Source organism: Leclercia sp. Colony189 (assembly GCF_009740165.1).
GTDB lineage: Bacteria > Pseudomonadota > Gammaproteobacteria > Enterobacterales > Enterobacteriaceae > Enterobacter.
Genome location: NZ_CP046557.1, coordinates 1,344,039 through 1,356,432, shown reverse-complemented (window position 1 = coordinate 1,356,432; position 12,394 = coordinate 1,344,039). Strand labels below are relative to the sequence as shown.

Annotated in this window: 11 protein-coding genes; all 11 read left to right on the top strand. The window is 54.2% G+C overall.

Annotated elements, in window-relative coordinates; all coding sequences use genetic code 11:
* The first annotated feature begins 80 nt into the window (after nucleotides 1-80).
* The 11 genes from miaB to GNG29_RS06300 all read left to right on the top strand — a co-directional run bounded on the left by miaB (nucleotide 81) and on the right by GNG29_RS06300 (nucleotide 12,385).
* The gene (gene miaB, locus GNG29_RS06350) at nucleotides 81-1,511 is read left to right on the top strand and encodes a tRNA (N6-isopentenyl adenosine(37)-C2)-methylthiotransferase MiaB (RefSeq protein ID WP_103178685.1); all 1,431 of its coding nucleotides are present in this window, start codon (nucleotides 81-83) and stop codon (nucleotides 1,509-1,511) included.
* A gap of 150 nt (nucleotides 1,512-1,661) precedes the next feature.
* Entirely contained in the window at nucleotides 1,662-2,708 is a 1,047-nt protein-coding gene (locus GNG29_RS06345) for a PhoH family protein (RefSeq protein ID WP_103178684.1), read from the top strand.
* Complete coding sequence (gene ybeY / locus GNG29_RS06340; protein WP_103178683.1) at nucleotides 2,705-3,172, top strand: rRNA maturation RNase YbeY; 468 nt, start codon at nucleotides 2,705-2,707, stop codon at nucleotides 3,170-3,172. The genes GNG29_RS06345 and ybeY overlap by 4 nt, the downstream gene beginning before the upstream one ends.
* A gap of 104 nt (nucleotides 3,173-3,276) precedes the next feature.
* The gene (gene corC / locus GNG29_RS06335; RefSeq protein ID WP_103178682.1) at nucleotides 3,277-4,155 is read left to right on the top strand and encodes a CNNM family magnesium/cobalt transport protein CorC; all 879 of its coding nucleotides are present in this window, start codon (nucleotides 3,277-3,279) and stop codon (nucleotides 4,153-4,155) included.
* A gap of 5 nt (nucleotides 4,156-4,160) precedes the next feature.
* Nucleotides 4,161-5,699 (top strand): apolipoprotein N-acyltransferase, encoded by a 1,539-nt coding sequence (lnt, locus tag GNG29_RS06330; RefSeq protein WP_156654098.1) that lies wholly within the window; start codon nucleotides 4,161-4,163, stop codon nucleotides 5,697-5,699.
* 396 nt (nucleotides 5,700-6,095) lie between these two features.
* Nucleotides 6,096-7,004 carry an amino acid ABC transporter substrate-binding protein gene (locus tag GNG29_RS06325; protein WP_168192006.1) on the top strand — a complete coding sequence of 303 codons (909 nt, stop codon included), beginning with the start codon at nucleotides 6,096-6,098 and terminating at the stop codon, nucleotides 7,002-7,004.
* A gap of 158 nt (nucleotides 7,005-7,162) precedes the next feature.
* A complete protein-coding gene (gene gltJ / locus GNG29_RS06320) occupies nucleotides 7,163-7,903 on the top strand; it encodes a glutamate/aspartate ABC transporter permease GltJ (RefSeq protein WP_103178679.1) in 741 nt (246 codons plus the stop codon).
* Nucleotides 7,903-8,577: a glutamate/aspartate ABC transporter permease GltK gene (gene gltK, locus GNG29_RS06315; protein WP_156654097.1), complete on the top strand. Its 675-nt coding sequence runs from the start codon at nucleotides 7,903-7,905 to the stop codon at nucleotides 8,575-8,577. The genes gltJ and gltK overlap by 1 nt, the downstream gene beginning before the upstream one ends.
* On the top strand, nucleotides 8,577-9,302 hold the full coding sequence (locus tag GNG29_RS06310) for an amino acid ABC transporter ATP-binding protein (RefSeq protein ID WP_103178677.1): 726 nt from the start codon (nucleotides 8,577-8,579) through the stop codon (nucleotides 9,300-9,302). Before gltK ends, GNG29_RS06310 begins: the two co-directional genes overlap by 1 nt.
* Before the next feature lie 122 nt (nucleotides 9,303-9,424).
* The gene (rihA, locus tag GNG29_RS06305) at nucleotides 9,425-10,363 is read left to right on the top strand and encodes a pyrimidine-specific ribonucleoside hydrolase RihA (RefSeq protein WP_156654096.1); all 939 of its coding nucleotides are present in this window, start codon (nucleotides 9,425-9,427) and stop codon (nucleotides 10,361-10,363) included.
* A gap of 348 nt (nucleotides 10,364-10,711) precedes the next feature.
* The gene (locus tag GNG29_RS06300; RefSeq protein ID WP_156654095.1) at nucleotides 10,712-12,385 is read left to right on the top strand and encodes a ShlB/FhaC/HecB family hemolysin secretion/activation protein; all 1,674 of its coding nucleotides are present in this window, start codon (nucleotides 10,712-10,714) and stop codon (nucleotides 12,383-12,385) included.
* The last annotated feature ends 9 nt before the right edge of the window (nucleotides 12,386-12,394 follow it).

Here is a 12,394-nt window from a genome sequence, read left to right as displayed (position 1 = left end):
GGCTGACAACCTTCATACTGGTCACAACCGCACCAAAGCATTACAATACGCGCCCTGCAATCCTGAGCATGAGCAAGTCGATGACAAAAAAACTCCATATTAAAACCTGGGGCTGTCAGATGAACGAATACGATTCATCCAAGATGGCCGATCTGCTGGATGCCACCCATGGGTATCAACTCACCGACGTGGCGGAAGAGGCAGATGTGCTGCTGCTGAATACCTGCTCAATCCGTGAGAAGGCGCAGGAAAAAGTCTTTCACCAGTTAGGTCGCTGGAAGCTCCTCAAGCAGAAAAACCCGGATATCATCATCGGCGTTGGCGGCTGTGTTGCCTCGCAAGAAGGGAAGCTGATTCGTCAGCGCGCCCACTACGTCGACATTATTTTTGGTCCGCAGACCCTGCACCGTCTGCCGGAGATGATCAACGCCGTACGCGGAAGCGGTAATCGCAAAGCGATTATTGACGTCAGCTTCCCGGAAATCGAAAAATTTGACCGTCTGCCGGAACCGCGCGCAGATGGCCCGACCGCCTTCGTCTCCATCATGGAAGGCTGCAATAAATACTGTACTTACTGCGTGGTGCCTTATACCCGCGGCGAAGAAGTCAGCCGTCCTTGCGACGACATCCTGTTTGAGATCGCCCAACTGGCGGCACAGGGTGTGCGCGAAGTGAACCTGCTCGGGCAGAACGTTAACGCCTGGCGCGGCGAGAACTATGACGGCAGCACCGGCTCGTTTGCTGAACTGCTGCGTCTGGTGGCGGCGATTGACGGTATCGACCGCATCCGCTTTACCACCAGCCACCCGATCGAATTTACCGATGACATCATCGAGGTTTACCGCGATACGCCAGAGCTGGTGAGCTTCCTGCATCTGCCGATCCAGTGTGGTTCTGACCGCGTACTGAACCTGATGGGCCGCACCCACACCGTGCTGGAATATAAAGCGATTATCCGCAAGCTGCGTGAAGCGCGCCCGGATATTCAGATAAGCTCTGACTTCATCGTCGGCTTCCCGGGGGAAACGGACGACGATTTTGAACGCACCATGAAGGTGATTGGTGATGTGAACTTCGACGTGAGTTACAGCTTCATCTTCTCGGCGCGTCCAGGGACGCCTGCCGCCGATATGGTTGACGACGTGCCGGAAGAGGTGAAAAAGCAGCGTCTCTATATTCTGCAGGATCGCATTAACCAGCAGGCCAACGCATGGAGCCGCCGGATGCTCGGCACCGTGCAGCGTGTACTGGTAGAAGGCACTTCACGTAAGAGCATCATGGAGCTCTCTGGCCGTACAGAGAACAACCGCGTGGTGAACTTCGAAGGTACGCCGGATCTGGTGGGCAAGTTCGTCGATATTGAGATCCTCGAGGTGCTGACCAACTCCCTGCGTGGCAAACTGGTGCGCACCGAAGATGAAATGGGCCTGCGCGTCGCCCAGTCGCCGGAATCGGTGATTGCCCGTACCCGTAAAGAAAACGATCTCGGCGTCAGCGTTTATCAGCCGTGATCCTTCGGCCTGTCGTTTCTGACAGGCCTTGTATTTCCCCCTGCTCTCCCCCATATCCTTCGCAATGCTTGCGCCTTTATTCCGTGGCGTGAATACTTTCATAAGACAGACCCACTGCCCTATGACACCCGAGACATTAAGAGGAACGGTTTGAATATAGACACACGTGAAATTACCCTTGAGCCAGCAGACAACGCTCGCCTGCTGAGCCTGTGCGGGCCGTTTGATGACAACATCAAACATCTGGAGCGACGTCTGGGTATCGAGATTAATCGTCGCGATAACCAGTTCAAACTCACCGGACGCGCCATTTGCGTCAATGCCGCTGCGGATATTCTCCGTAGTCTGTACGTTGATACCGCGCCGATGCGCGGTGAAACTCAGGATATTGAGCCGGAACAGATCCATCTGGCGATCAAAGAATCGCGAGTGCTGGAGCAGAGCGCGGAGAGCGTGCCGGAATTCGGCAAGGCTATCCACATTCAGACCAAGCGTGGCGTCATTAAGCCGCGCACGCCAAACCAGGCGCAGTACATCGCCAATATCCTCGATCATGACATCACCTTCGGTGTCGGCCCGGCAGGTACTGGTAAAACCTACCTTGCGGTGGCTGCTGCCGTGGATGCCCTTGAGCGCCAGGAGATCCGCCGCATTCTGCTCACCCGTCCGGCCGTTGAAGCGGGCGAGAAGCTGGGCTTCCTGCCTGGCGATCTGAGCCAGAAGGTCGATCCTTACCTGCGCCCGCTGTACGATGCGCTGTTTGAGATGCTTGGCTTTGAGAAGGTCGAAAAACTGATTGAACGTAACGTCATCGAAGTGGCTCCGCTGGCCTATATGCGTGGCCGTACCCTGAACGATGCGTTCATCATCCTGGATGAGAGCCAGAACACCACCATCGAACAGATGAAGATGTTCCTGACCCGTATTGGCTTTAACTCCAAAGCGGTGATCACCGGCGATATCACCCAGGTTGACCTGCCACGCAGCACCAAGTCGGGTCTGCGTCACGCTATTGAAGTCCTGTCCGAAGTGGACGAAATCAGCTTCAACTTCTTCCACAGTGAAGACGTGGTGCGCCACCCGGTGGTTGCCCGCATCGTCACGGCGTATGAAGCATGGGAAGCCGCAGATCAAAAACGTAAAGCAGAACAGGCCGCGGAACGTAAACGCGAAGCCCAGGAGCAAGAGCAGAAATGAGTCAGGTGATCCTCGATTTACAGCTGGCCTGTGAAGATAACGCCGGCCTGCCGGAAGAGAGCCAGTTCCAGGCGTGGCTGAATGCCGTCATCCCGCAGTTTCAGGAGGAGTCAGAAGTCACGATTCGCCTGGTGGATGAAGCAGAAAGCCACGACCTGAACCTGACCTACCGCGGGAAAGATAAGCCGACCAACGTGCTCTCTTTCCCGTTCGAAGCCCCACCGGGTATCGAAATGCCGCTGCTTGGCGATCTGATCATCTGCCGCCAGGTGGTTGAGCAGGAAGCGAAGGAGCAGCAGAAGCCCCTCGAGGCCCACTGGGCGCACATGGTGGTGCACGGCAGCCTGCATCTGCTGGGCTACGACCACATTGAAGATGACGAAGCGGAAGAGATGGAATCCCTTGAGACAGAGATAATGCTTGCTCTGGGCTATGAGGATCCGTACATTGCCGAGAAAGAGTAGTCTGTAGGGCGCGTTTGCGCCTTACTGGCATAATGTGCCGTTGCGTATGACAAAAGTCCGCGACGGCAGTCAACAGACCAACATGAGAACCCTTAACAAACGCCATGAGCGACGACAATTCACACAGTAGCGACACACCAAACAGCAAAAAAGGATTTTTCTCCCTCCTTCTGAGCCAGCTGTTCCACGGTGAACCTAAAAACCGTGATGACCTTCTGGAGCTTATCCGTGACTCCGGGCAGAACGAGCTTATCGATGAAGATACGCGCGAGATGCTTGAAGGGGTAATGGACATCGCCGACCAGCGCGTTCGCGATATCATGATCCCCCGTTCGCAGATGATTACCCTGAAACGCAACCAGACCCTGGATGAGTGCCTCGATGTCATTATCGAATCCGCTCACTCACGTTTCCCGGTGATCAGCGAAGACAAAGACCACATTGAAGGAATTTTGATGGCCAAGGATCTGCTGCCGTTTATGCGCAGCGATGCCGAAGCCTTCAGCATGGAAAAAGTGTTACGTCAGGCGGTAGTGGTCCCGGAAAGTAAGCGGGTCGATCGCATGCTGAAAGAGTTCCGCTCTCAGCGCTACCACATGGCGATTGTTATCGATGAATTTGGCGGTGTTTCGGGCCTGGTCACCATCGAAGATATTCTTGAGCTGATTGTTGGCGAAATTGAAGATGAATATGACGAAGAAGAGGATATCGACTTCCGTCAGTTGAGCCGCCACACCTGGACCGTGCGTGCGCTCGCCCCAATCGAAGATTTCAATGACACCTTCGGCACGCATTTCAGCGACGAAGAGGTAGATACCATCGGCGGGCTGGTGATGCAGGCGTTTGGTCACCTGCCGGCGCGTGGCGAAACCGTGGAAATTGACGGCTATCAGTTCAAGGTGGCGATGGCCGACAGTCGACGTATTATTCAGGTTCATGTCAGAATGCCGGACAATGCTCCGCAACCCACACTGGATGATTGATTTAAATGGCATTTGCCCCCTTGCTTGAACGCCAGCGCACGCGTCTGCTGCTGGCGCTGATCCTCGGAGCCAGCGGTACGCTGGCTTTTTCCCCTTATGACTTCTGGCCAGCGGCCCTCCTTTCTCTGATGGGACTCCAGGGGCTGACCCTTAACCGACGCCCTGTTCAGGCGGCGGCGATTGGCTATTTCTGGGGGCTGGGCCTGTTTGGCTCCGGTATTAACTGGGTTTACGTCAGTATTGCCCAGTTTGGCGGCATGCCAGGCCCGGTGAATGTTTTCCTCGTGGTGCTGCTGGCGGCGTACCTCTCGCTCTACACGGGTCTGTTTGCCGGGATCCTCTCCCGCTTGTGGCCAAAAACCAGCTGGCTGCGGGTGGCGATTGCCGCCCCGGTGGTCTGGCAAATTACCGAGTTCCTGCGCGGCTGGGTGCTAACCGGCTTTCCGTGGCTGCAGTTCGGCTACAGCCAGATAGATGGCCCGCTAAAGGGCCTGGCGCCGGTGATGGGCGTCGAGGCGATCAACTTCCTGCTGATGGTGGTAAGCGGCCTGCTGGTGCTGGCGTTGGTGCAGCGCAACGGGCGAGCGCTGGTCATGGCTGTGGTGCTTTTTGCCCTGCCTTTCCCGCTGCGTTATATCCAGTGGTTTACCCTTGAGCCGGAACGCGCCACCCAGGTGTCGATGGTGCAGGGTAATATTCCCCAGTCGCTGAAATGGGATGAAGGTCAGTTGATCAACACCCTGAAAATTTATCTGGATGCCACCCAGAAAGAGATGGGCAAATCCCAGCTGATTATCTGGCCTGAGTCGGCAATCCCGGATCTGGAGATCAACCAGCGGCGTTTTCTGACCATGATGGACGATCTGTTGCGGGCGCGAAACTCCACGCTGATCACCGGGATCGTTGACGCGCGGCTGAACAAGCAGAACCGTTACGACACTTACAACACCATTATCACGCTGGGAAAAGACAATCCCTACAGCTATGAGTCGACGAACCGCTACAACAAGAATCACCTGGTGCCTTTTGGTGAGTTTGTGCCGCTGGAGTCGATTCTGCGTCCGCTGGCACCGTTTTTCGATCTGCCGATGTCCTCCTTTAGCCGGGGCGCCTACGTTCAGCCTCAGCTGAGCGCCCACGGCTTTTTACTGACCGCCGCCATTTGCTACGAGATCATCCTCGGTGAGCAGGTGCGGGATAATTTCCGCCCGAACACCGACTATCTGCTGACCATCTCCAACGATGCCTGGTTCGGTAAGTCGATCGGCCCATGGCAGCATTTCCAGATGGCGCGGATGCGCTCCCTGGAGCTGGCGCGCCCTCTGCTGCGCAGCACCAACAACGGCATTACCGCCGTGATTGGTCCGCAGGGTGAAATTCAGGCCATGCTGCCGCAGTTCACCCGCGACGTGCTGACCACAAAAGTCACGCCGACGACCGGGCTGACGCCTTACGCCCGCACCGGCAACTGGCCCCTGTGGATCCTCACCACGCTGTTCGGTTTTGGCGCCGTGCTGATGAGCCTGCGCCAGCGCCGTAAGTAGTCCCCTTCCCCTCTTTGCCCGGCGGCGCTACGCTTGCCGGGCCTACGATCTTGCAGGCCGGGTAAGGCGAAGCCGCCATCCGGCAATTCTCACTGCGACACAACTCTGGCACGGCGATTGCTTTATCTATTTACGTAAACGCGATTTGGCTTACTGTGCAACCCGGTCGCACCAGGGTAGCTCACCGGTAGCACCGAAACGGTGCAACGAAAGATTTATGCCTCTGAATGGTGCGGCGCGCTTCGCAAAAATAAACAATAACGCAGCAAAATCTTTACATTAAGCCAAACTAAATGTTAACAAACAGGTATAACACTGCACTCGTATCGCGCGAGCTATAACAACATCACACCGAATATCAATGCGTCTCTGGCGCTGATAATAAAGGAGTTGGATATGCAATTACGTAAACTGGCCACAGCAATGCTGGTGATGGGATTGTCCGCAGGCGTCGTTCACGCTGAAGATGCTGCTCCGGCAGCAGGCGGTACCCTGGAAAAAATCGCGAAAAACGGCGTGATTGTGGTCGGCCACCGTGAATCGTCTGTTCCGTTCTCATACTACGACAACACGCAAAAAGTCGTGGGCTACTCACAGGCTTACTCCAACGCGATCGTCGACGCGGTGAAGAAAAAGCTCAACAAACCGGATCTGGAAGTGAAGCTGATCCCAATCACTTCACAAAACCGTATTCCACTGCTGCAAAACGGCACCTTTGATTTTGAGTGTGGCTCCACCACGAACAACCTTGAGCGTCAGAAACAGGCTGCCTTCTCCGACACCATCTTCGTGGTGGGTACCCGTCTGCTGACCAAAAAAGGCGGCGATATTAAAGATTTCGCCGATCTGAAAGGCAAAGCGGTGGTTGTGACCTCCGGGACGACCTCTGAAGTTCTGCTGCACAAGCTGAATGAAGAGAAGAAAATGGACATGCGTATCATCAGCGCCAAAGACCACGGTGACTCTTTCCGTACTCTGGAAAGCGGCCGCGCCGTCGCGTTTATGATGGATGATGCTCTGCTGGCCGGTGAACGCGCTAAAGCGAAGAAACCGGATAACTGGGAAATCGTTGGCACGGCGCAATCAAAAGAGGCCTACGGCTGCATGATGCGTAAAGACGACGCGGAGTTTAAGAAACTCGTCGACGACACCATCGCTCAGGTTCAGACCTCCGGTGAAGCAGAGAAATGGTTCGATAAGTGGTTTAAAAACCCAATCCCACCAAAAAATCTCAACATGAACTTTGAACTGTCTGACGATATGAAAGCACTGTTTAAAGAACCGAATGACAAGGCACTTAACTAATTAGAACCACTAAGGGGCGGGTTCTCCTGCCCTCTCGATTGTCGGGAAGCGCGGACAGACTAAACGCTGAGTGGTCGTTCCCCACTCAGCGCGAATATTAAAGCTTCTCACCAATCTTCGAGGGTAGCGCTGCTACCCTTTTTTTTCTGGAGTTTACTATGTCAATTGACTGGAACTGGGGCATTTTCCTGCAGCAAGCCCCGTTCGGCAACACCACCTATCTTGGCTGGCTGTGGAGCGGTTTTCAGGTCACGGTCGCGCTGTCGATCACCGCCTGGATTATTGCGTTTCTTGTCGGCTCGTTGTTCGGTATTTTGCGTACCGTGCCTAACCGTTTTCTCTCTTCCATTGGCACCTGCTACGTCGAACTGTTCCGTAACGTTCCGTTAATCGTGCAGTTCTTTACCTGGTATCTGGTCATCCCGGAACTGCTGCCGGAAGATATCGGCATGTGGTTCAAATCGGAACTGGATCCAAACGTGCAGTTCTTCGTCTCCTCGATGCTCTGTCTGGGCCTGTTCACCGCCGCCCGCGTCTGCGAGCAGGTGCGTGCGGCGATCCAGTCTCTGCCACGTGGACAAAAAAATGCGGCGCTGGCGATGGGTCTTACCCTGCCGCAGGCTTACCGCTACGTCCTGCTGCCAAATGCCTACCGCGTGATTGTGCCGCCGATGACGTCGGAGATGATGAACCTGGTGAAAAACTCGGCCATCGCCTCGACCATCGGTCTGGTGGATATGGCCGCGCAGGCGGGCAAACTGCTGGATTATTCCGCCCATGCGTGGGAATCCTTCACCGCCATTACCCTGGCCTATGTATTGATTAATGCTGTCATTATGCTGGTGATGAACCTGGTTGAACGTAAAGTTCGCCTGCCGGGCAACCTGGGGGGCAAATAATGTACGAATTTGACTGGAGCTCTATTGTTCCCTCCATGCCCTACCTGATCGATGGCCTGATCATCACGCTGAAGATCACCCTGACGGCGGTGATTGTCGGGATTGTCTGGGGTACCCTGCTGGCGGTAATGCGTCTGTCGAGCTTTAAGCCTGTGGCCTGGTTTGCGACCGCTTACGTGAACGTTTTCCGTTCTATCCCGCTGGTGATGGTGCTGCTGTGGTTCTATCTGATCGTTCCTGGGTTCCTGCAGAACGTTTTAGGCCTGTCGCCGAAATCCGATATCCGTTTAATCTCGGCAATGGTGGCCTTCTCCATGTTTGAGGCGGCCTACTATTCAGAAATTATTCGTGCCGGGATCCAGAGTATCTCCCGCGGGCAGTCCAGCGCTGCGCTGGCGTTAGGCATGACCCACTGGCAGTCGATGAAGCTCATCATTCTGCCGCAGGCGTTCCGCGCCATGGTTCCGCTGCTGCTCACCCAGGGTATCGTGCTGTTCCAGGATACCTCGCTGGTTTATGTATTGAGCCTGGCAGACTTCTTCCGTACCGCCTCTACCATCGGCGAGCGCGATGGTACCCAGGTTGAGATGATCCTGTTCGCAGGTACGGTCTATTTTGCAATTAGTTTAAGCGCGTCGCTGTTGGTCAGCTGGCTGAAGAAAAGGACAGTGTAATGATTTCCCTGAAAAATGTTTCTAAATGGTATGGGCACTTTCAGGTGCTGACCGACTGCTCCACGGAAGTGAAAAAGGGCGAAGTGGTAGTGGTGTGCGGGCCATCCGGCTCGGGTAAATCCACGCTGATTAAAACCGTGAACGGTCTTGAGCCGGTGCAGCAGGGTGAGATCATCGTCAACGGCACCAGGGTGAATGACAAGAAGACCAATCTGGCGAAGCTGCGTTCCAACGTCGGGATGGTGTTCCAGCACTTTGAACTCTTCCCGCATCTGTCGATCATTGAGAACCTGACCCTGGCGCAGGTCAAAGTCCTCAAGCGCGATAAGGCGGCCGCACGTGAGAAAGGGCTGAAACTGCTGGAGCGCGTGGGCCTCTCCGCCCATGCCGATAAATTCCCGGCGCAGCTGTCCGGCGGCCAGCAGCAGCGCGTGGCGATTGCCCGTGCGCTCTGTATGGATCCCGTCGCGATGCTCTTTGATGAGCCGACCTCCGCCCTTGATCCGGAGATGATCAATGAAGTGCTGGATGTTATGGTGCAACTGGCGCAGGAAGGAATGACCATGATGGTGGTCACGCACGAAATGGGCTTTGCGCGTAAAGTCGCAAACCGCGTGATCTTTATGGATGAGGGGAAAATCGTCGAGGACTCCGCGAAAGAGGAGTTCTTTAATAACCCGCAGTCTGAACGCGCTAAAGACTTCCTCGCCAAGATCCTGCATTAATCTCCCCGGTGCGCAATCGCTCAGATTGCGCACCGCTTCACGCTTTTTATCTCTTTATCTCGTCTGCCTCTGCCTTCAGCGTTAGCCTTGTCGCCAAACAACACTGAGAAATGGAGATTTCTATGGCACTGCCCATTATCCTCGATTGCGATCCGGGTCATGATGACGCGATAGCACTCGTCCTTGCCCTCGCCTCACCCGAGCTTGAGCTCAAGGCTGTAACCTCTTCTGCCGGTAACCAGACCCCTGACAAAACCCTGCGCAATGTGCTGCGCATGCTGACCCTGCTGAAACGCGGCGATATTCCGGTGGCAGGCGGCGCGATTAAGCCCCTGATGCGCGATCTGATCATTGCCGACAATGTACACGGGGAAAGTGGGCTTGACGGCCCTGCCCTCCCCGAGCCAGATTTTGCGCCGCAGGATTGTACGGCAGTGGAGCTGATGGCAAACGTACTGCGCGAAAGCACAGAACCGGTGACGCTGGTCTCTACCGGTCCGCAAACCAACGTCGCCCTGCTGCTGAATGGCCACCCTGAACTGCATGCGAAAATCGCCCGGATTGTGATCATGGGTGGTGCGATGGGGCTGGGTAACTGGACGCCTGCGGCGGAATTCAACATCTTTGTTGACCCCGAGGCGGCCGAGATCGTCTTTCAGTCCGGCATTCCGGTGGTCATGGCCGGGCTGGATGTGACGCATCAGGCGCAAATTATGGCGGAGGATATCGAACGTTTTCGTCAGATCGGTAACCCGGTGGCCACTACAGTAGCGGAGCTGCTCGATTTCTTTATGGAGTATCACAGGACCGAGAAGTGGGGATTTCAGGGCGCACCGCTGCACGACCCCTGCACTATCGCCTGGCTGTTAAAACCTGAGATTTTTAGCACGGTTAAACGCTGGGTTGGTGTTGAAACCCAGGGCAAGTATACCCAGGGAATGACCGTGGTCGATTACTACTTCCTCAGCGGCAATACGCCTAATACCGACATTATGCTGGATATCGATCGCCAGGCGTTTGTTGATTTACTGGCAGAGAAACTGACATTTTATTCACGTTAATTGACCGGCGCCCGACCCCGGGCGGGCGCTTTTTCCATTTATCCTGCAAATAATTCTCCGTAAAATATATAAAAGCAAAGCTGAAAATAATGAATTCATGCTTTCTTGAGATAGTTGAGAGTGGTGGAAAAGACAAATTCTGGATATTATCCAGCCCTTTTCAGAAAAAACCAGCCCTGCTCATTTAAAATAAATAAAAAGGATTAGCTTTGCTAAAAATATACATAATTTGCATTCGCGGCATTCGGCACTGAAACTATGCATGCCGCAGATAAATCCTGAGAATGATTCTCACATTTATGGACTGGCGCCCCAACAGATTAAATGAAACAAAATGGATGTTGCTTCATGCTAATTAATAAAAACAGGCTGCTTTCCAGCCTGTTAATTTTACTCGCAGTCTGCCCGCTCGCTGAAGCCAGTGTTTCAAGCGGCACCGCTAACCAAATTGAGCAGGATAAAGCCCGTTATTCCGCGCTGACGCCGCAGGAACAGGAACATTCCTCCACGCGTGAAAATAGTCGCCCGGGGATTATCAATTTTCCAAACGAAGCAATCTGCAAAAATATAAATAAAATCATTATTGAATCTGACGATGAAAAATTAACCAGCAGGCTGCTGGGTAAAATCACCAGGCAGGGGGTGAATAAATGCCTCGGTATTAAAGGCATCCGCCTGCTCTCTAATACCATGCAGAACGAGTTGTTGGTAAAGGGATATATCACCTCGTTAATCAACGTACCGCAGCAATCCCTGGAAGGGGGTGTCCTGCACCTGATTCTGACCTACGGGACAATCGGGAAAATTGCTTTTCAGCCCAGGACAAAAGCGACGACGGCACTCTGGAACACGTTGCCTTTCTCTTCCGGCGATACCCTGCGCTTATCCGATCTGGAGCAAGGCATGGCCAACCTGCAACGCCTTCCAGGTTCCTCAGCCCATATGCAGCTTATACCGGGGGAGCACCACGCGGAAACCGACATTTCATTAACCCGTCAACTGGGTAAAAAGTGGCAGGCAGGTGCATGGCTGGACGACTCAGGCAGCCGCGCCAGCGGCCGCTATCTGGGCGGCGCGGCCCTCTATCTGTATGACATCACCCGTCTGAACGACATTTTCTATCTCTCGGCTGGCGGTGATGTTGAATTCAACCAGCGCAAAGATGGCAACCACAACGGCAGCCTTTACTATTCCGTCCCCTTTGGCTACTGGGCGTTAGCGCTCTACGGCGCATACAGCGAATATCGCCAGCTTTTCAAAGGATACTGGACTACAAGCGAGTACATCTCGAAAAATCGCTATTACAGCGCCACGCTCTCTCGTCTGCTTTCCCACACACGCCAGCAGAAAACGACCCTTGAGGGCCGGATATTTAAAAGCCGGTCGAGCTACTTTTTAGGCGGCACCGAAATCGAGGTCATGCGCAAACAGAATCCGGGATGGGAAATGACCCTGCGTCATCAGCGTTATTTCGACCGCAAAGTGGTCGATGCCAGCCTGGGCATTCAGCGCAGCCTGGCGTGGCTACGCTCCACGCCGACCCCCGAGGAGAAAGCTAACCTTTACAGCAAGTTCTCACGCGTACTCCATGCCGAGATCCAGGCATTACTGAAATTCGATCTGACAGGGGATAAATTTAGCTATGCCCCGCAGATTCGCGCGCAATTTTCACCGGATATCCTCTCTTCCGACAATCAGTTCAATATCGGCAACCGCTGGACGGTACGCGGTTTCGACGGTGAAAACACCCTTTCCGGCCATCAGGGATGGTACTGGCGTAACGACTTCATCTGGGATCTTCCCGACCCGAACCAGCAGCTTTACCTGGGTTTAGATATTGGCCGAATGATTGGCAGCCCGAATTATTATAATGGAAAAGTATTATCAGGCGCGGTAATCGGGCTCCGGGGTGAAAAATATCTGACGCAATACGATCTCTTCGTCGCGACCCCACTGGTCAAGCCGGATAATTTCCATAGCGACGCACTGAATTTAGGTATGTCATTAAAATGGAGGTTTTAATCGCCACAT